Below are 19,310 nucleotides of genomic sequence, written 5' to 3'. Positions count from 1 at the left end.
TTGTTCGAGACAACTAAAAGTCCATAATAGACAAATTAGTTTATTTCCAGCCCCGGAGCCGACCATGTCCAGTACGCCTTACGTGATCAACCAATCCCAGGCCCGCGAGTTGCTGGCGCAGGTCGACGTGCCGCAGATCCTGCGCAAACTGTTCCGTGACCTGGCCGCCGGGCAAGCGGTGCAACCGGCGCAGCAACTGGTGGAGTTTCCACAAGGTGCCGGCGACTTTATCAACTACTTGGGCGTGCTGGCCGAAGATGGCGTTTACGGGGTCAAGACCTCGCCTTACATCGTCCGCGAGCAAGGCCCTTTGGTGACCGCCTGGACCCTGCTGATGTCGATGCAGACCGGCCAACCGCTGCTGCTTTGCGATGCCGGCGAACTGACGACGGCGCGCACCGCTGCGACCACCGCAGTGGCGGTCGACGCGCTCGCACCGGTTAACGCACAGCGCCTGGCGATCATCGGCAGCGGCAAAGTGGCTCAGGCGCACCTGCATTATGTGAAGGGCCTGCGTGACTGGCAGAGCATCAGCCTGTACTCGCCGGGCCTGAGCGATAGCCCCCCCGAGGAGCTGGCCCGGCTCAGAAGCCTCGATCCGCGCCTGACCATCGTCGACACTCGCGAAGCCGCCATCCAGGACGCCGACGTGATCATGCTGTGCACCTCGTCCGCCGGCCCGGTAATCGACCCGGCGAGCCTGAGCAAACCGGCGCTGATCACGTCGATCAGCACCAACGCCCCGCGTGCCCACGAAGTGCCGCCGCAGAGCCTCAATGACATGCAGGTGTACTGCGACTATCGTCTGACCACCCCGGGCTCGGCCGGCGAGATGCTGATTGCGGGCGAGCAACATGGCTGGGACAAAAGCGCCATCGTCGGCGACCTGCCCGATCTACTCAGCGAGAAGGTAAAACGCCCTGACTACGACCGTCATGTGTTCTTCCGCTCGATCGGCCTGGGCCTGGAAGACATCGCGCTGGCGAATGCCATCTACCGCTTGCAGCCCTGACACCACAACCCTTTACCCCTGAACACCGCTCCCCGTAGGAGCTGTCGAGTGAAACGAGGCTGCGATCTTTTGATCTCGATCTTGAAAAAAACAGGATCAAAAGATCGCAGCCTCGTTTCACTCGACAGCTCCTACAGTTCCAGTGTTCCAGTGTTCCAGTGTTCCAGTGTTCCAGTGTTCCAGTGTTCCAGTGTTCCAAGGTGCCAGCCCCACCGTCCAGCAGGGGGGCTCTACAATTTTGGCATTTTCGCCCCATCAGGAGACGTTCATGAGCCAGGCAGACTTCATCATCATCGGCGGCGGGATTGCCGGCGCTTCCACCGGTTTCTGGCTGTCGCAGCACGCTCGGGTGATCGTGCTCGAACGCGAATCCCATCCGGCTTACCACTCCACCGGACGTTCGGCCGCGCTGTTCACCGCTGCCTACGGCACACCGCAGGTTCGCGCGCTGACCCTGGCCAGCCGGGATTTCTTCGATGCCCCGCCAGCCGGTTTCTGCGAGCACCCGCTGCTGACCCCGCGCGGCGAAATGACCGTGGACTTCACTGGCGCCCCGGCCGAGCTGAACAATCAATACCTCAGCGCCAAAGCTACGGTGACCGAGATGCAACTGCTCAGCGCCGATGAAGCCTGCGCACGCCTGCCGATCCTGCGCCGGGAAAAAGTCCACGGCGCGATCTACGACCCGACCGCCAGCGACATCGACACCGACGCCTTGCATCAGGGTTATCTGCGGGGTATCCGGCGCAATAAAGGTGAGGTTCACACCGACAGCGAGGTCCTGAGCCTAACCCGTGACACCGAAGGCCTGTGGCACGTACAAACCAATGGCCAGACCTTCAGCGCCCCGGTGATCATCAATGCTGCCGGTGCCTGGGCTGACAAGATCGGTGAACTCGCCGGCGCCAAGCCACTGGGCCTGCAACCCAAGCGCCGTGCCGCGTTCATCTTCGCCGGCCCGGAAGGCGTGGACATTCACCATTGGCCAATGCTGGTCAGCCTCGACGAATCGTTCTACATGAAACCCGACGCCGGCATGTTCCTCGGCTCGCCGGCCAACGCCGACCCGGTGGAACCGCACGACGTGCAGCCGGAAGAGCTGGACATCGCCATGGGCATCTACCAGATCGAAGAAGCCACCACGCTGACCATCCGCCGTCCGACCCGAACCTGGGCCGGTTTGCGCAGTTTCGTCAGCGACGGCGATTTGCTGTCCGGCTTCGATCCGCACGTGCCGGGCCTGTACTGGGTCGCGGCACAAGGCGGCTACGGCATCCAGACCTCGCCCGCCATGGGCCAGGCCAGCGCCGCACTGGTACGCGGCGAAGCCTTGCCCGAGCAACTCACCCGTTTCGGCCTCGACGCCGGGATGCTCTCCCCCGCTCGCCTGGGCTGATCTTCGTCCTCAGGTGACGTGTCGACACGATTGCGGCAAACTTCCAGCGCCCTTTTTTGATGGGGCGCTGATGCTGCCTGGAGCTCCACCTTATGAATGCACCTGAAAAAGACCCGGCCCTGGATAATTACCGGGCAATCGCCGACGCGATCGCCACGTTGTTCTTCCCCCACGCCGAGGTGGTGCTGCACGATCTGCGCACGCAAAAGATCGATTACATCGCCAACAACCTGTCCAAACGGGAAATCGGCGATGACGCTGCGCTGGAGGACATGCTCAGCGACGATGTCAGCGAACGAAACATCGGGCCGTACGAAAAGCTCAATTGGGATGGTCAGAAAATTCGCAGCCTGAGCAGCGTGCTGCGCGACAGCGACGGTCATCCGCTGGCGGTGCTGTGCATCAATCTGAATATTTCGCTGTTCGAGAATGCCAAGGCGGCGCTGGACTTGTTCCTGTCGCCGACCAAGTTGATCCCGCAACCGGATTCACTGTTTCGCGATGACTGGCAGGAGCGGATCAACACCTTCCTCCACGCCTGGCTGCGCGAGCGTCAGCTGAGCCTGAGCGTGCTGACCCGCGACCACAAACGCGAACTGGTGCTGGCGCTGCACGCCGAAGGCGCGTTCAAAGGCAAAAGCGCCTCGAACTATGTGGCCAATGTGCTGAACATGGGGCGGGCGACGGTTTACAAGCATTTGAAGGAATTGAAGGGGTAGGCCCTGAGAAATGTTTCGGCTGACAGGGCCTCATCGCGGGCAAGCCCGCTCCCACAATGATCTTCATGAAACACAAATCCCGTGTTTACCGTTGATCCCTGTGGGAGCGGGCTTGCCCGCGATGGCAATTGATCAATCGCCGTAGATGTCGGACTTGAAATACTTCTCGGAAATCTTCTGATATTCGCCATTCGCGCGAATGCCGTCGATGGCCGTGTTCAGTTCACTGACCAACTCGGCATTACCCTTGCGCACCGCAATCCCGGCGCCCTCACCCACGTATTTCGGGTCCTTCAGCTCTGGCCCGACAAACGCATAGCCTTTGCCGCGCGGCATCGACAGGAAATCGTTCAACGGAATGGTGTCGGCAAAAATCGCATCGAGGCGACCGGCTGCCAGATCCATGTAGATCTCTTCGTTGTTGCCATAGCGCTTGACGTTGATACCCTTCGGCTCGAAAACCTCGGTGGCGTAACGGTCGGTGGTGGTTGCGCGCTGCACGCCGATAGTCTTGCCCTTGAGGCTGGCGTACTGGTCATCGACAACGGCACCGTCCTTCATCACCAGTCGCGATGAGGTGAAGTAGTATTTGTGGGTGAAGTCCACCGACTTCTTGCGGTCTTCGTTGATGGTCATGGACGACAGCGCCATGTCGATTTTCTTCACTTTCAGGGAAGGAATCAGACCGTCGAATTCGCCTTCGACCCACACACACTTGACCTTCATCTGCGCGCACAGGGCATTGCCGATGTCGTAGTCGAAACCGACGATTTCGCCTTTGTCGGTTTTCGAGGCGAACGGAGGGTAAGCCGCTTCGATGCCAATACGCAGGGTCTTATCGGCGGCGAACAACGTGCTGCACGCCAACAGGCTCAGGGCCAGGCCGGTGATGAGGGGGAATTTCTTCATGTTCGTTTTCTCGCGGGTTGTTGTTGGTTTGGCAAGACAGAAGAAAGAGCAGAAACGGGGGTAACGCCTTTTTTGTACTTATAATTCCATACTGGACTTCTACGTACAATTCGTCAATCGCGTGCGCGCGGCTCTGCTGCGCCGGCGGTCGGAGTGATTCAACGGGAAGTTGGGTGGTGCGGATGGCCTCTTCGCGGGCAAGCCTCGCTCCTACAGGTTTTGTGTCGTTCACCCATTGCGTGAACAACATCGAACTGTAGGAGCGAGGCTTGCCCGCGAAGACGGACTCAAGAACACGGCAGGAATTACTGCTTCCAGCGATCCGCCGCCGCATGATCGCTGTCACGCCCTTCAACCCAACGTGCCCCATCGCTGGTGTTTTCTTTTTTCCAGAACGGCGCACGGGTTTTCAGGTAATCCATGACAAACGCGCAGGCATCGAATGCGGCCTGGCGATGGGCGCTGGCGGCGCCGACGAAGACGATCGGCTCGCCCGGTTCCAGGGCGCCTATGCGGTGCAGCACTTCGAGCTTGAGCAACGGCCAGCGCTGCTCGGCCTCAACGGCGATCTTGCCGAGGGCTTTTTCGGTCATGCCCGGATAGTGTTCAAGGAACATCCCGGCGACGTCGAGTCCGTCATTGAAGTCGCGCACGTAGCCGACAAAACTCACCACCGCCCCAACACCGACATTGGCAGCGTGCATGGCGTTGACTTCAGCACCCGGATCGAACGCCATGGCTTGAACGCGAATGGCCATGGCTCAGCCTCCGGTCACGGTGGGGAAAAACGCCACTTCATCGCCATCGCTCACCGGTTCGTCGAGTTGGCAAAGGTCTTCGTTGCGGGCGCACATCAGGTTCTGCTCGCCCAGCACATCAGCACCCTCACGGCCGGCCAGCAGTGCGCGCACGTCGTCGACGGTGGCGAAGTCGCCTTCAACCTTGACCGAATCCACGCCCAGCGCTTCACGATAACGGGCAAAAAACTTCACGGTGACGTTCATGGCTGATCCGCCTGGAAATGGCCGCTCTTGCCGCCGAGCTTTTCCAGCAGACGCACGCTTTCGATGGTCATGCCACGGTCAACGGCCTTGCACATGTCGTAGATGGTCAGCGCCGCGACGCTGGCGGCGGTCAGGGCTTCCATCTCTACACCGGTCTGCCCGGACAATTTGCAGCGCGCAACGATGCGCACGGTGTCGTCGCCTTCGGCACTGAGCTCGACCTTGACGCCAGTGAGCATCAGCGGATGGCACAAAGGGATCAGATCGCTGGTTTTCTTCGCCGCCTGAATGCCGGCGATACGCGCCACGGCGAACACATCACCTTTTGGGTGACCGCCGCTGACGATCATCTGCAGGGTTTCGGGCAGCATGCGCACCAGCGCTTGGGCCGTCGCTTCACGGAACGTCACGGCTTTTTCGGTGACGTCGACCATATTGGCGCGACCTTGGGAATCGAGATGAGTCAGCACGGGGTTACTCCTGATCAGGAGCCCCGATTGTAAACCTGCGAGTCAAATTTCCGCACGTTTGATTGTCGGGTTACCACAACCTTGTGGGAGCGTGGCTTGCCCGCGATGCAGGCGCTGCGGTTCAGCAGGTACACCGCGGTGAAGCCATCGCGGGCAAGCCACGCTCCCACAGGTAATCATTCAGGCATAAAAAAACCGGGCGGCTTTGGTGCCGCCCGGTTCGGGTGAAGCGGTTACAGATGCGATTCGGCGTATTCGGCCAGGATCGAGCGTGGCACCCCTTGCAGGGTGATGTGCACACCGTTGGGGAAATCCTTGAAGCGTTCTGTCAGGTACGTAAGCCCCGAGCTGGTCGCGGACAGGTATGGAGTGTCGATCTGTGCCAGGTTGCCCAGGCACACCACTTTGGAACCGGCGCCGGCACGGGTGATGATGGTTTTCATCTGGTGCGGCGTGAGGTTCTGGCATTCATCGATCAAAATCAGACTCTGCTGGAAGCTGCGACCCCTGATGTAGTTGAGGGATTTGAACTGCAACGGCACTTTGCTGAGGATGTAATCGACGCTGCCATGGGTGTTTTCGTCATCCATGTGCAAGGCTTCGAGGTTGTCGGTGATGGCGCCCAGCCAAGGCTCCATTTTTTCCGCTTCGGTGCCGGGCAGGAAACCGATCTCCTGGTCCAGGCCCTGCACACTACGGGTGGCGATGATTCGACGGTAGCGCTTGCTGACCATGGTCTGCTCGATCGCCGCCGCCAGGGCCAGGATGGTTTTACCCGAGCCCGCAGCCCCGGTCAGGTTGACCAGGTGGATATCTGGATCGAGTAAGGCGTACAGCGCCAGGCTCTGGTAAATGTCACGCGGTTTCAGGCCCCAGGCTTCCTGGTGCAACAGGGGTTCCTGATGCAGGTCGAGAATCAGCAGCCGGTCTTCCTCGATCTCCTTGATCCAGCCGACAAAACCCTGTTCGTCGATGATGAACTCATTGATGTGCACAGCTGGCAGGTTGTCGATCAGCTGCACCTGGTGCCAGGTGCGCCCGTGGTCCTGACGGGTATCGACATTCTTCACCCGATCCCAGAATGAGCCGTCCATGTTGTGATAACCATTGGGCAGCAACGAGACGTCGTCAACCAGTTGGTCGGTGCTGTAGTCCTCGGCCGCGATCCCGCACGCCCGGGCCTTGAGGCGCATGTTGATGTCTTTGGTAACCAGCACCACGGGCAGTTTTGGTTCGCGCGCGTGCAGGTCGATCAACTGGTTGATGATGATGTTGTCGTTCAGATGCTCGGGCAGAATGATGTTCGGTTCGGCGCGTTTGCTCATCAGAATTGACAGCAAACCCTTGGGCCCACTTTTGCCGCGCTGGATCGGTACGCCAAGCTCAACGTCTTCGGGGCTGGCATCGCCCAGGGTCTTGTCGATCAGGCGAATGGCCTGACGGCATTCGGCCGCAACGCTGTGATGCCCGCTCTTGAGCTTGTCGAGCTCTTCAAGCACGGTCATCGGGATCGCGACGTGGTGTTCTTCGAAATTAAGCAGGGCGTTTGGATCGTGAATCAATACGTTGGTATCGAGTACATAAAGGATTGGCTGGTTGGAGGAAGAACTACGTCCGTGATCATCCATACTCGGTCACCTTTGTGGGAGCCAGTCGACGCAATACCGTGACAGTGCTGCGCCTCGAAGTGGCCGCCGAATTTCACCCCGCACTACCGACAAAGAGTGGACGCAAGTGAACTGCATCAAGCTGGGTCTTGGGAGACGCCACCTGTGTTGCAGGTTTCGGCGGTCTGTCTTCGTAATACTCCAAAACCTGTGACAGAAAAAAGCACTTTGACGTTTTTTTGAAGTTTATTTTTCAGAGTGACGAATAGCCCTTGGCGTGCAGGCAATGTGCCGTTAAAGTCGGAAGTCCGCCTGCATCGAATTCCCTTCAAAAATCGCCCCTCGCCCAATGTTTACGGGCTTTTCGTCGTTTTCAGCGAAACGCATCCTGACAGTCTTCCCAGCCGATCCCGCTGGGCGCCGTTTGCGCGACGAGCCAGGGCAACGCCGTCTTCACTGCGTCCTGTTTTACGTTGAAATTGATTACCCCGTGTCGCCACAGCAGCATCAGGGTCAACACCCGTTGCGCACTCTGATTGCCCTTGAGCTTGCCGGCGCCGTCCTGGGCATCGATGTCCCACAACGCCACTTGCAAGCCCTGGGACCTGAAGAACGCTTCAGCGTCCGAACGGCGCTGGCCATCCGGGGGACGAAACAGCGGCACGTAGTTTTCCGGCAGTTTGTTTTTCACCAGGTCGACGCTGCGCCGTACCGAATCCTGCCAGTCCTGCCAGTGGCTGTGGGAGCGGAACTCCCAACCTTGCACGCCGATGCACTGCTTGGAGTAAGTCGCTTGCAGGCTGGCCACCGGACTTTCTGTCAAACGGGCCTGGATGTCCTTGCCGAGAACGAAGAACGTAGCGCTCATGTTCCACTTGCGCAGGTAGTCCGACGCCCAGGCGGTGTTGTCCGGCGCGGCGTTGGCGGCGCTGTCGAATGTCAGCAGAAACAGCCGGTCATGCATCTCGTCGCCGTTGCGCTCATAGTCGCCAAAACGATCGACTTCGCTGCTGGTCTGCGGAAACAGCGCAGCCTTGCGCAATTGTTCGTCAAGGTACTGGGCATGAAACAGTCGGCTCGGCTCGGCCCACTTTATGTAGTAGCTGTCATCGCTGACCTGAAACTTGGCCGCTTGCTGGCGCAGGGTGTCCATGTCCTCGACCAGAAAACAGAAAGACGCATCCTGGTCGCAGCTCTGCTGGGCGAAGTTGTAGTTGGCCAGCAAGCGTTGCCACAGGTGCTCGCGCACGCGGTTGATCGCGTCCAGATTGATCGTGCGCAAGCCCAGGCGCCGGGCCAGGCCCGCCTCATCCAGGGATTCGCTGGCCAGCAGGACGCGGGCGAACATCAGGATCTCGGCCCGCGAGGCGACGTCGAACAAGGTCGGGTTGCCGAGCTGTTCCGGCCATGTGCTGCGATCAAGCGTCGCCACATCGCCCGGCGCCGCCAGGGCACCGAAGCTCAACAGCCACGCAATGAATAGAAAAACGATACGCAATGGGATGTCTCCATAACAAAACCCGCGCGGCACTATATCTCGGGAAGGTCAAAAGATCGCAGCCTCGCTTCGCTCGACAGCTCCTACAGGGATCATCGCGTCCGGGTTATCCCAATTCCACGTCAACTCGGTCCCGTAGGAGCTGTCGAGTGAAGCGAGGCGGCGATCTTTCCCATGACACCACCGATCACCTATGACACCCATAGCTGGAGTCAACACCGACAACCCCCTAGAATCGCCCCACGATTAAAGGAGACGACTTCATGCTGATGGTGATTTCCCCCGCCAAGACCCTCGATTACGAAACGCCGCCGGCGACCCAGCGCTTCACCCAGCCGCAATACCTCGACCATTCCCAGGAGTTGATCCTGCAGCTGCGTGAGTTGACGCCGGCGCAGATCAGCGAATTGATGCACGTCTCCGACAAGATTGGCGGGCTCAATGCCGCGCGTTTCGGCAGCTGGACCCCGGCCTTCACTCCGGCCAACGCCAAACAGGCCTTGCTGGCCTTCAAGGGCGACGTTTATACCGGGCTCAATGCGCAAACCTTCAGCGAAGCCGATTTCGATTACGCCCAGCAGCATTTGCGCATGTTGTCCGGCCTGTACGGCCTGTTGCGCCCACTGGATCTGATGATGCCGTATCGGCTGGAGATGGGCACCAGACTGGCGAATGCCCGTGGCAAGGACCTGTATACCTTCTGGGGCACGCGGATCAGCGAATGGCTGAACGAAGCGCTGGCCGATCAGGGCGATGATGTGCTGCTGAACCTGGCCTCCAACGAATACTTCTCGGCGGTCAAACGCAACGCTCTCAACGCACGCATCATCAACACCGAGTTCAAGGACCTGAAGAACGGCCAATACAAAATCATCAGCTTCTACGCGAAAAAAGCCCGCGGAATGATGAGCCGTTTCGTCATCGAAGAGCGTGTCAACGACCCGGCAGCGCTCAAACATTTCGATGCACAAGGCTATCGCTACAGCGCCGAGCAGTCTAAACCGGACACGCTGGTTTTCCTGCGCGATCACGCGCCAGAGTAAGCAAACGATCGGCGCACGACCTCCCTGATTCGTCGTGCGCCATCGCCTGATCGTCCAACAATTTCCCGCCTGATTCGCCATATTCCTGGCGCCAAAATACAAGCACTCGATTTTCTAACTTTTGTTTCACTCGACTTTGATGATTTTTTTCAGTAGTGGCACTGAAAATTTTTATCGGTAGTGGCAATTAACTATTCAATCCGCCCATCACCCTATGTATCAAGGGTGAAACAGGTGTTGCTAGCAATATGAAAGCAGTGCCATCTTTCTCAATATTTCAAGAAATTTCAAGATTCGCGATGGGCGGACTGGAACTATGTCCAAATGCGCCGCTCATACCACCGGTAACGATTCTCACCGTGCTTGTACGAGATAACTTACGCAAAGAAGAGATTCACATAGCGAAGTTGTCACATGAACTTCTGCTTAATAATCCCTGATTTGCGCAACACATGAAGGACCAGGAGATAAGCATCATAAATATCCCCTACACGGCCAAGGCTGCGCCCCTATAAACGTGCTCACCTGAGCACCCAACCGCTTGATTTACGGGCTTCTGGCCTGGCATTGAGCGCGCAAGACCTTTGCACAAAGTCTTCTGACCAGAAGACCAGCTGCCTAACAGGGCCAGCAATAACAATAAAAGCCTAGTTGCGCACATCTTGAGTGAACTTATTTAGACACTCGGAACTTATATGCCTGCACGCGGCATTGTGGCGCCTGTATGCCGCACTTCCGAGTGCACTATGACCGCTGAATACCATTAACTCCGGCCATGTAATGGCTTGATCAACACAGAGGTAAATGCGATGCGCATCAGCATATTTGGTTTGGGTTACGTCGGTGCAGTATGTGCCGGTTGCCTGTCTGCACGGGGCCATGACGTCGTTGGCGTCGATATCTCCAAAGACAAAATCGATATGATCAACTCCGGTAAATCACCGATTGTTGAACCGGGTCTGGGCGAGCTTCTGGCGAAAGGTATCGAGACGGGCAAATTGCGCGGCACGACCAACTTCGCCGAGGCGATTCGCGACACCGACCTGTCGATGATTTGCGTCGGTACGCCGAGCAAGAAGAACGGCGACCTGGAACTGAACTACATCGAAGCCGTGTGCCGCGAGATCGGTTTTGTCCTGCGTGACAAGACCTCCCGCCACACCATCGTGGTTCGCAGCACCGTGCTCCCGGGCACCGTCGCCAACGTGGTGATCCCGATCCTCGAAGACTGCTCCGGCAAGAAAGCCGGCGTTGATTTCGGCGTTGCAGTGAACCCTGAGTTCCTGCGTGAAAGCACCGCGATCGCCGATTACGACCTGCCACCGATGACCGTCATCGGCGAATTCGACAAGGCTTCGGGTGACGTTCTGCAATCGCTGTACGAAGAACTCGACGCGCCGATCATCCGCAAGGACATCGCTGTCGCCGAGATGATCAAGTACACCTGCAACGTGTGGCACGCCACCAAGGTGACCTTCGCCAACGAGATCGGCAACATCGCCAAGGCCGTCGGCGTCGATGGTCGTGTCGTGATGGATGTGGTCTGCCAGGACAAGACGCTGAACCTGTCCCAATACTACATGCGCCCTGGTTTCGCCTTCGGCGGTTCCTGCCTGCCCAAAGACGTCCGCGCCCTGACCTACCGTGCCGGTTCCCTCGACGTGGAAGCACCGCTGCTCAACTCGCTGATGCGCAGCAACGTATCGCAAGTGCAGAACGCGTTCGACATCGTCTCCAGCCATGACAAACGCAAAGTCGCCCTGCTGGGCCTGAGCTTCAAGGCCGGCACCGACGACCTGCGCGAAAGCCCGCTGGTTGATCTGGCGGAAATGCTGATCGGCAAGGGTTTCGACCTGAGCATCTACGACAGCAACGTCGAATACGCCCGTGTTCACGGCGCCAACCGCGATTACATCGAGTCGAAGATCCCTCACGTCTCGTCCCTGCTCAACGCTGACTTCGACGACGTGATCAACAACGCCGACGTGATCATCCTTGGCAACCGTGACGAGAAATTCCGCGCTCTGGCGGAACAGGCGCCACACGGCAAGCAAGTGATCGACCTGGTCGGCTTCATGTCCCAAGCCACCAGCGTAACTGATCGCACCGAAGGCATCTGCTGGTAACGCGGTCGTAGGAGCTGTCGAGAGAAACGAGGCTGCGATCTTTCCAGATCCATTTGAGTTTCAAGCGAAAGATCAAAAGATCGCAGGCTTCGCCAGCTCCTACAGGATTTCTGGCGTCACCCAGACCGGGTGTCGCCAGTTTTCGTAAGCCTGCCTTAACCCCATCGGGCCACCCCACAGGCTCGCCCGAGATAGAGACGGATGCAGATTATGCACAGGCTAAAGCACGGCCTACTTCAGGCCGCCGGTTGGCTGTTTTACCTAAGTATTTTGATGGGCATCGCCATGGCGTTGCCTGCGTCCACGTTCGACTCCGAGTCGAAGGACTTCATCTTCCTGATTGGTTTCATCGGGATCTGGCGCTACTCGATGGGTGCCACGCACTTTCTGCGCGGCATGCTGTTCCTGTACGTGGTCTACCCGCACCTGCGGCGCAAAGTGCGCAAGCTGGGCAAATCGGCAGACCCCTCGCATGTGTTCCTGATGGTCACCAGTTTCCGTATCGACGCCCTGACCACCGCTCAGGTCTATGCCTCGGTGATTCGCGAAGCGATCGACTGCGGCCTGCCAACCACCATGGTCTGCTCCATCGTGGAAATGTCCGATGAGAAGCTGGTGAAAAGCCTGTGGTCGCGGATGAATCCACCGGCTCGCGTCAAGCTCGACTTCGTGCGTATTCCCGGCACCGGCAAGCGTGACGGCCTGGCCTACGGTTTTCGCGCCATCTCCCGCCACTTGCCGGACGACCGCGCCGTGGTTGCAGTGATCGATGGCGACACCGTGCTGGCCCCGGGCGTCGTGCTCAAGACCGTGCCGTGGTTCCAGCTGTTCGGCAATGTCGGCGGCCTGACCACCAACGAGTTCTGCGAAGTGCGCGGCGGTTACGTCATGGCCGAATGGCACAAACTGCGCTTTGCCCAACGCCACATCAACATGTGCTCGATGGCCCTGTCCAAGCGCGTACTGACCATGACCGGCCGGATGTCAGTATTCCGCGCCACCGTGGTCACCAACCCGGACTTCATCGCCGACGTGGAAAGCGACTCGCTGCAACACTGGCGCCTGGGCCGCTTCAAGTTCCTGACCGGTGATGACAAGTCGAGCTGGTTCAGCCTGATGCGCCTGGGCTACGACACGTTCTACGTACCGGACGCCGCGATCCACACCGTGGAACATCCGCCGGAAAAAAGCTTCATCAAGGCCAGTCGCAAACTGATGTTCCGCTGGTACGGCAACAACCTGCGCCAGAACGCCCGCGCCCTGGGCCTGGGGGTTAAACGCCTCGGCCTGTTCACCTCGGTGGTGCTGTTCGATCAGCGCGTGTCGATGTGGACCTCGCTGCTGGGCTTGACCGTCGCGCTGATCGCCAGCTTCAAGTACGGCGGCGCCTTCATCCTGGCTTACCTGCTGTGGATCGGCATTACCCGCCTGATCCTGACCGTGCTGCTGTCGTTGTCCGGTCACCGGATCGGCCCGGCCTACCCGGCGATTCTCTATTACAACCAGATCGTTGGCGCGCTGGTGAAGATCTACGTGTTCTTCCGCCTCGACCGACAGTCCTGGAGTCGCCAGCCCACTTCCCTGACCCGTGATCTCGCCAGCTTTCAAGGTTGGTTCAACACTTGGTCGTCTCGGACCATGACCTTCTCCGCCGGCAGCATTTTTGTTGCCGTGCTGCTGATGATGGTCTGACCGAACTCGCCTGAATTAACTAGGAAATCGCCCATATGAATACCGCCGTCAACGCCAACGTAGTGCATGAGTCAGAAGCCCAGCGCCAACACGCCCGAGTGAAAATTCCGGCCAAGTTGCGTTTCTTCGGTCCTGACCGGACCCCGGTTGAAGCTCGAGTCCTCGACCTCTCCGCTGGCGGCCTGGCCTTTAATGCCGGTCAGTTGCCACTGAAGATCGGTGATGTGTACAAGGCTCGCCTGCAATTCGTCATCGATAACCTCGGCCTGGCCATGGACGTGGAGCTGCAAGTGCGCTCCTTCGATCGCCAGACCGGTCGTGTCGGTTGCCAGTTCCAGAACCTGGAACCCCAGGATATTTCCACCCTGCGCCACCTGATCACTTCGCACCTGGCCGGCGACATCGTCAGCATGGGTGAAGTGCTGGCGACCCTGCAGCGCGACAACTTTACCAAGGCGCGCAAGGTCAAGGACGGCGGCGATGGCATGTCGGCATTTGGTCGCCTGCGTGCGGTGACGTTCAGCCTGGCGATTTTCCTCGTCGGCCTGACGGCATTCGGTTTCGTCTTCAAGTCGGTGTACGGCATGTACTTCGTCAGCCACGCCCAGGCCGGCCTGGTCAGCGTGGCCGGCATGAACATCACCATGCCGCGCGACGGCACGGTGCAGAGCCTGATCAAACCCGACGGCGTTGCCGCTAAAGGCGCACCGCTGGCGACCTTCAGCACCAGCATGCTCGACGTGCTCAAGGGCCATCTGGACGAAGATCAACTGCAACCGGCCAAGGTTGAAGAACTGTTCGGCAAGCAAATGACCGGCACCCTGACGTCGCCGTGCGATTGCACCGTGGCCCAGCAACTGGTCGCCGACGGTCAGTACGCCAGCAAGGGCGACGTGATCTTCCAACTGGTGCCGCGTAACAGCGAAGCCAATGTCGAAGCGCGCTTCTCCTATCGCCAGTTCGGCGACGTGCTGCCAGGCGCCAAGGTCAGCTTCCAGATTGCCGGCGAAGACACAACCCGCAGCGGCACGATCATCAGCAGCACCAGCCTGAAAAGCGCCGACCTGTCGTCCGACATCCGCGTGCAAATCAAGCCTGACGAGCCACTGGACAGCAAGTTCGCCGGTCGCCCGGTTGAAGTGAATAGCACCCGTGGTCCGAACATGAACTGGCTGATCGACAAAGCCATGGCCGCCGGTCTTTAAAGAGGACATGCCCGTGATGATCATCAATCTCCTCAAAACACCGCGATCCCTGTGGGAGCGGGCTTGCCCGCGATTGGATCAATGCGGTCGTTCTGAAGCACCGAGTCGCATGAATCGCGGGCAAGCCCGCTCCCACAGGGGATATGTGCTGTGCTCACTGGCCCTGGCAGTCAGCCTGGCCGGTTGCGCCGGCCTGCCCGACCAGCGCCTGGCCAACGAAGCCCTCAAGCGCGGCGACACCGCGCTGGCTCAACAGAACTACAAGCAACTGGCCGACCTCGGTTACAGCGAAGCCCAAGTGGGCCTGGCCGATATCCAGGTCGACAGTCGTGACCCGGCGCAGATCAAGCAGGCCGAGGCGACTTACCGCGCCGCGGCCGATGTCTCGCCGCGGGCCCAGGCTCGCCTGGGTCGCCTGCTGGTGGCCAAACCCGGCTCTACCGAAGCCGAACAGCACGAAGCCGAAGGCCTGTTGAAAAAAGCCTCGGCCAATGGCGAAGGCAACACCCTGATTCCGCTGGCGATGCTGTACCTGCAATACCCCCACAGTTTCCCCAACGTCAACGCCCAGCAGCAGATCAGCCAATGGCGCGCCGAAGGCAAGCCGGAAGCGGGCCTGGCCCAGGTGCTGCTGTATCGCACCCAAGGCACTTACGACCAGCACCTGGACGAAGTGGAAACCATCTGCAAAGCGGCGTTGAACACCACTGATATCTGCTACGTCGAACTGGCCACGGTCTATCAGAAAAAAGCCCAGCCAGAGAAACAGGCCGAACTGATCAAACAGATGCAAGCCGCTCACGCTCGCGGCACGGTGTCCGCCCAGCGCATGGACAGCGTCGCCCGCGTACTCGGCGATGCCAGCCTGGGCAAGACCGACGAGAAAACCGCTCAGACGCTGCTCGAAAGCATTGCCCCCGGCTACCCCGCTTCCTGGGTCAGCCTCGCGCAATTGCTCTACGACTTCCCTGAATTGGGCGACGTCGACGCGATGATGAAGTACCTGGACAACGGCCGCGCCGCGGATCAACCGCGCGCCGAACTGTTGCTGGGCAAGCTCTACTACGAAGGCAAATGGGTGCCGGCCGACGCCAAGGTCGCCGAAGAACATTTCCAGAAAGCCGTCGATAAAGAAGTCGCCGCCGATTACTACCTCGGCCAGATTTACCGTCGTGGTTACCTGGGCAAGGTCTACTCGCAAAAAGCCCTGGATCACCTGTTGAAGGCTGCGCGTAACGGCCAGAACAGCGCCGACTTCGCCATCGCTCAACTGTTTTCCCAAGGCAAGGGCACCAGGCCCGACCCGGTCAACGCTTACGTCTTCAGCCAGCTGGCCAAGGCTCAGGACACCCCGCAAGCCACCGAGCTTGCGCAAACACTCGAAGCGCAACTGCCGCCTGCCCAGCTCGCCGAGGCCCAACGCCTGTTGAAACAAGAACAGGCCGTTCGTGGTGCCTTGAGCCAGAACACGCTGGAACTGCATGCCCTGCAAGAAGAAGACGGCGAGGAATCCCTATGAAGTTGAATCCATTCGTTAAGGCCGGTATCGGCCTGTCATTTGCCCTGTTGTGGTCGTGCCCGACCCTGGCAGCGTTGACCGAAAGCAAGAACTACGGTCTTGACGTGAAAGTCACCGCCCAGTCCGAAGACGACACTGACCTGGGTACGCAGAGCGGCGGCGACGTCAACGGCGTCGGCCTCGACCTGCGTCCATGGATCTATGGCGAGAGCGGCGCGTGGAGCGGCTACGCCATGGGTCAGGCGGTCACGTCCACCGACATCATCGAGACGGACACCCTGCAACAGTCCGACAGCGACGGCACCCAGACCACCGACAACGGTGATCGCAAGAGCAAGAAAAACTACCTGGCGATGCGCGAGTTCTGGGTCGGTTACAGCGGCCTGACGCCGTACCCCGGCGAGATGCTCAAGCTCGGTCGCCAACGCCTGCGTAACGACGACGGGCAATGGCGCGACACCAACATCGAAGCCCTGAACTGGACCTTCGACACCACCCTGTTGCGCGCCAACGCCGGTGTTGCCGAACGCTTCAGTGAATACCGCACCGACCTCACCGAACTGGCGCCCAAGGACAAGGATCGCCTGCACGCTTACGCCGATGCGGCGTATCAGTGGACGCCAGGCAATTGGGTCGGTATTCGCGGTCATCACACCCACGATGACGGCAAGCTGGACTACGCCGAGCCGGGTGTGGCTGCCGATTCGCTGGACAAGAAACAGAATGGCGACCTCAGCTGGATCGGCCTCACCGCCGACAGCGATGCCTACAACTGGCGCAACACCAACACCGTCAATTACTGGGGCAGCGTGACCGGCATGAGCGGCGACCGCGACAAGGTCAACCCGCTGAACGCCGACGGCACCGCGCCGGCCCAGGCCAAAACCAGTGGCAACGTCGATGGCTGGGCCACCGACCTGGGCGTGCGTCTGCGCCTCGATCCACAATGGCAAGTCGGTGCAGCCTATGCCCGCGCCAGCGCCGATTACGAACAGAACGGTCTGGAAAGTAACCGCTCGAACTACACCGGTACTCAATCGCGGGTTCACCGTTTCGGCGAAGCGTTCCGCGGCGAAATGAACAACATGCAGTCCGCCACCCTGTTCGGTTCGTGGATGCTCAACGACGAATACGACGCCAGCGTGATCTACCACAAATTCTGGCGCGTAGACGGCAACAAGCCGGTCGGCAGCAACGGCATCAATGCCGTACAGAACGATACCGACGACGTCACCGGCGCGGTGCTCTCCAGCACCTCGCTGCCGCTGGAAGATGGCAGCAAAGACCTCGGCCAGGAAATGGACGTGGTCGTCACCAAATACTTCAAGCAAGGCCTGCTGCCGGCCTCCCTGAGCCAATCGATCGATGAGCCTTCGGCCCTGGTGCGTTTGCGTGGCGGTGTGTTCAAGCCAGGCGATGCCTACGGCAAAGGCGTCGACTCGTACATGCACCGTGCGTTTATCGACGTGATCTGGCGCTTCTGATGCGAACCGCGAAGGGAGTTCCTGACATGAACAGTCCGAAGAGAGGCTCGATCACCTTGCTGGCCGGCGCGATGCTGCTGGCAAGCTCGGCGGCCTTCGCCAATGTGGAGCCGGCCGCCCCTGTGCCAAAAGGGCAGCCGGCGACCATTGCCAAGGGCTTGCAACAGGCCAAGACCTACACCGTCAGCAGCGCCCCGACCGCGCCGCTGGAGCTGGCCAAACCGAAGTTGCCGGACACCTCCGGCTACACCGCCGAAGCCATTGCCGCGAAAATCGTGCGCACCAAGGCCGGCAAAATCAGCGTGCGTCGAATGATGCAGGAAGACGCGCTGAAGGACTTCATCGGCGGCGATAACAAGATGGCCGAGTGGGTGGTGCGTCAGCACGGCATCCCGCAGGCGATCTTCATCGACGACGGCTACATGAACCTCAAGGACCTGGCCAAGAAGCTGCCCAAGCAGTACTTCAGCGAAACCTCGCCGGGCGTGTACCTGGCGAAGTTGCCGATCGTGGTCGGTAAGAACGGCATCCTCGAAATCGACAAGCAGACCCAGGAATTGCGCCTGTCCCAAGAGGCCGGTTCGTTCCTGGTCAACGACGGTCAGCTGTTTGTGCGTGATACCAACATCACTGGCTGGCGTGAAAAGGACAACGGTCCGGCGACGTTCAACTCGCCGAAAGAATTCCGTCCGTTCCTGCTGTCCTGGGGCGGCACCGAGACCTACATCGCGAACAGCAAGATCGCCAGTTTCGGCTATGCCAACAGTAAGTCCTACGGCGTGAGTATTTCCCAATACACGCCGAACATGGCCAAGGTGCTCAAGCGCCCTGAACCGACTGGCTGGATCGTCGGCTCCGAGTTCTCGGACATGTGGTACGGCTTCTACTGCTACGAAACCCGCGACTTCGTGGTCAAGGGCAACACCTACAAAGACAACATCGTCTACGGCATCGACCCGCATGACCGTTCCCACGGTCTGATCATTGCCGACAACACGGTGTACGGGACCAAGAAGAAGCACGGGATCATTATTTCCCGTGAGGTCAACGACAGCTTCATCTTCAACAACCGCAGCTACGACAACAAGTTGTCGGGCCTGGTGATCGACCGTAACAGCGTGAACAACCTGATCGCCTACAACGAGATCTACAAGAACCACACGGACGGCATCACCCTCTACGAGAGTGCCGACAACCTGTTGTATGCCAACAAGGTGATCAGCAACCGTCGCCACGGCATCCGTATTCGTAACAGCGTGAACATCCGCCTCTACGAAAACCTGTCGATGGCCAACGGCCTGACCGGTGTCTACGGGCACATCAAGGACCTGAGCGACACCGACCGGGACATCAAGCTCGACCCGTTCGACGCCGAGGTGTCGCTGATCGTGGTCGGCGGCGAACTGGCCGGCAACGGCAGCGGGCCGCTGTCGATCGACTCGCCGCTGAGCGTCGAGTTGTATCGCGTGTCCATGCTTGCCCCGACCAAATCCAGCGGCATCAGCTTCTCGGGGATTCTCGGCGAGCGCCAGGATGAAATTCTCGACCTGCTGGTACGCCAGCAGAAAGCCGTGCTGATCGACCCTGTCGAACGCCAGACCGAAATGCGGGACTGAGGATAATTTT

General features: G+C 59.4%; 16 protein-coding genes. 10 read left to right on the top strand and 6 right to left on the bottom strand.

Annotated features, from left to right (window positions below; translation table 11 throughout):
- The first annotated feature begins 64 nt into the window (after positions 1-64).
- The 3 genes from AEQ67_RS23805 (at position 65) to AEQ67_RS23795 (ending at position 3,127) form a co-directional block, all read left to right on the top strand.
- Positions 65-1,012, top strand: coding sequence for an ornithine cyclodeaminase family protein (locus tag AEQ67_RS23805; RefSeq protein WP_059406251.1), 948 nt, complete (start codon positions 65-67; stop codon positions 1,010-1,012).
- Positions 1,013-1,280: 268 nt separating this feature from the next.
- Positions 1,281-2,408 (top strand): NAD(P)/FAD-dependent oxidoreductase, encoded by a 1,128-nt coding sequence (locus AEQ67_RS23800; RefSeq protein ID WP_059406250.1) that lies wholly within the window; start codon positions 1,281-1,283, stop codon positions 2,406-2,408.
- A gap of 92 nt (positions 2,409-2,500) precedes the next feature.
- Positions 2,501-3,127: a helix-turn-helix transcriptional regulator gene (locus tag AEQ67_RS23795; RefSeq protein ID WP_059406249.1), complete on the top strand. Its 627-nt coding sequence runs from the start codon at positions 2,501-2,503 to the stop codon at positions 3,125-3,127.
- Positions 3,128-3,259: 132 nt separating this feature from the next.
- Here the strand turns inward: AEQ67_RS23795 and AEQ67_RS23790 are convergent, their stop codons facing one another.
- The 6 genes from AEQ67_RS23790 to AEQ67_RS23765 form a co-directional block, all read right to left on the bottom strand.
- Positions 3,260-4,036, bottom strand: coding sequence for an ABC transporter substrate-binding protein (locus tag AEQ67_RS23790; RefSeq protein WP_059406248.1), 777 nt, complete (start codon positions 4,034-4,036; stop codon positions 3,260-3,262).
- Positions 4,037-4,341: 305 nt separating this feature from the next.
- Positions 4,342-4,794: a molybdopterin synthase catalytic subunit MoaE gene (moaE, locus tag AEQ67_RS23785; RefSeq protein WP_059406247.1), complete on the bottom strand. Its 453-nt coding sequence runs from the start codon at positions 4,792-4,794 to the stop codon at positions 4,342-4,344.
- A 3-nt stretch (positions 4,795-4,797) separates the two neighbouring features.
- Positions 4,798-5,040, bottom strand: a complete 243-nt coding sequence (locus AEQ67_RS23780; protein WP_059406246.1) for a MoaD/ThiS family protein — start codon at positions 5,038-5,040, stop codon at positions 4,798-4,800.
- Positions 5,037-5,510 carry a cyclic pyranopterin monophosphate synthase MoaC gene (moaC, locus tag AEQ67_RS23775; protein ID WP_059406245.1) on the bottom strand — a complete coding sequence of 158 codons (474 nt, stop codon included), beginning with the start codon at positions 5,508-5,510 and terminating at the stop codon, positions 5,037-5,039. Before moaC ends, AEQ67_RS23780 begins: the two co-directional genes overlap by 4 nt.
- A 233-nt stretch (positions 5,511-5,743) precedes the next feature.
- Positions 5,744-7,138 (bottom strand): PhoH family protein, encoded by a 1,395-nt coding sequence (locus AEQ67_RS23770; protein WP_059406244.1) that lies wholly within the window; start codon positions 7,136-7,138, stop codon positions 5,744-5,746.
- 352 nt (positions 7,139-7,490) lie between these two features.
- Complete coding sequence (locus tag AEQ67_RS23765; protein ID WP_059406243.1) at positions 7,491-8,615, bottom strand: polysaccharide deacetylase family protein; 1,125 nt, start codon at positions 8,613-8,615, stop codon at positions 7,491-7,493.
- Between the two features lie 263 nt (positions 8,616-8,878).
- Between AEQ67_RS23765 and yaaA the strand changes: the two genes are divergently transcribed.
- From yaaA to algG, 7 genes are all read left to right on the top strand, one after another.
- A complete protein-coding gene (gene yaaA, locus AEQ67_RS23760) occupies positions 8,879-9,658 on the top strand; it encodes a peroxide stress protein YaaA (RefSeq protein WP_059406242.1) in 780 nt (259 codons plus the stop codon).
- A gap of 809 nt (positions 9,659-10,467) precedes the next feature.
- Entirely contained in the window at positions 10,468-11,784 is a 1,317-nt protein-coding gene (locus AEQ67_RS23755; RefSeq protein ID WP_059406241.1) for a nucleotide sugar dehydrogenase, read from the top strand.
- 210 nt (positions 11,785-11,994) lie between these two features.
- Positions 11,995-13,476, top strand: coding sequence for a mannuronan synthase (gene alg8, locus AEQ67_RS23750; protein ID WP_442965670.1), 1,482 nt, complete (start codon positions 11,995-11,997; stop codon positions 13,474-13,476).
- Between the two features lie 35 nt (positions 13,477-13,511).
- A complete protein-coding gene (locus AEQ67_RS23745; RefSeq protein WP_059406239.1) occupies positions 13,512-14,681 on the top strand; it encodes an alginate biosynthesis protein Alg44 in 1,170 nt (389 codons plus the stop codon).
- A 16-nt stretch (positions 14,682-14,697) separates the two neighbouring features.
- The gene (algK, locus tag AEQ67_RS23740; protein ID WP_082377947.1) at positions 14,698-16,200 is read left to right on the top strand and encodes an alginate biosynthesis TPR repeat lipoprotein AlgK; all 1,503 of its coding nucleotides are present in this window, start codon (positions 14,698-14,700) and stop codon (positions 16,198-16,200) included.
- Positions 16,197-17,684: an alginate export family protein gene (locus tag AEQ67_RS23735; RefSeq protein WP_059406237.1), complete on the top strand. Its 1,488-nt coding sequence runs from the start codon at positions 16,197-16,199 to the stop codon at positions 17,682-17,684. The genes algK and AEQ67_RS23735 overlap by 4 nt, the downstream gene beginning before the upstream one ends.
- Before the next feature lie 26 nt (positions 17,685-17,710).
- A complete protein-coding gene (gene algG, locus AEQ67_RS23730) occupies positions 17,711-19,300 on the top strand; it encodes a mannuronan 5-epimerase AlgG (protein WP_059406236.1) in 1,590 nt (529 codons plus the stop codon).
- Positions 19,301-19,310: the final 10 nt, after the last annotated feature.

Origin of the sequence: Pseudomonas sp. RIT-PI-q (genome assembly GCF_001297125.1) — a bacterium.
Classification (GTDB): Bacteria; Pseudomonadota; Gammaproteobacteria; order Pseudomonadales; family Pseudomonadaceae; genus Aquipseudomonas.
This window is presented reverse-complemented; position numbering and strand designations above follow the sequence as displayed.

Excerpts from the sequence above, each read along its gene's own strand:
- AEQ67_RS23805 (WP_059406251.1), top strand. The coding sequence starts at position 65 with ATGTCCAGTACGCCTTACGTGATCAACCAATCCCAGGCCCGCGAGTTG.
- AEQ67_RS23800 (WP_059406250.1), top strand. The coding sequence starts at position 1,281 with ATGAGCCAGGCAGACTTCATCATCATCGGCGGCGGGATTGCCGGCGCT.
- AEQ67_RS23795 (WP_059406249.1), top strand. The coding sequence starts at position 2,501 with ATGAATGCACCTGAAAAAGACCCGGCCCTGGATAATTACCGGGCAATC.
- AEQ67_RS23790 (WP_059406248.1), bottom strand. The coding sequence starts at position 4,036 with ATGAAGAAATTCCCCCTCATCACCGGCCTGGCCCTGAGCCTGTTGGCG.
- moaE (WP_059406247.1), bottom strand. The coding sequence starts at position 4,794 with ATGGCCATTCGCGTTCAAGCCATGGCGTTCGATCCGGGTGCTGAAGTC.
- AEQ67_RS23780 (WP_059406246.1), bottom strand. The coding sequence starts at position 5,040 with ATGAACGTCACCGTGAAGTTTTTTGCCCGTTATCGTGAAGCGCTGGGC.
- AEQ67_RS23770 (WP_059406244.1), bottom strand. The coding sequence starts at position 7,138 with ATGGATGATCACGGACGTAGTTCTTCCTCCAACCAGCCAATCCTTTAT.
- yaaA (WP_059406242.1), top strand. The coding sequence starts at position 8,879 with ATGCTGATGGTGATTTCCCCCGCCAAGACCCTCGATTACGAAACGCCG.
- AEQ67_RS23755 (WP_059406241.1), top strand. The coding sequence starts at position 10,468 with ATGCGCATCAGCATATTTGGTTTGGGTTACGTCGGTGCAGTATGTGCC.
- alg8 (WP_442965670.1), top strand. The coding sequence starts at position 11,995 with ATGCACAGGCTAAAGCACGGCCTACTTCAGGCCGCCGGTTGGCTGTTT.
- AEQ67_RS23745 (WP_059406239.1), top strand. The coding sequence starts at position 13,512 with ATGAATACCGCCGTCAACGCCAACGTAGTGCATGAGTCAGAAGCCCAG.
- algK (WP_082377947.1), top strand. The coding sequence starts at position 14,698 with ATGATCATCAATCTCCTCAAAACACCGCGATCCCTGTGGGAGCGGGCT.
- AEQ67_RS23735 (WP_059406237.1), top strand. The coding sequence starts at position 16,197 with ATGAAGTTGAATCCATTCGTTAAGGCCGGTATCGGCCTGTCATTTGCC.
- algG (WP_059406236.1), top strand. The coding sequence starts at position 17,711 with ATGAACAGTCCGAAGAGAGGCTCGATCACCTTGCTGGCCGGCGCGATG.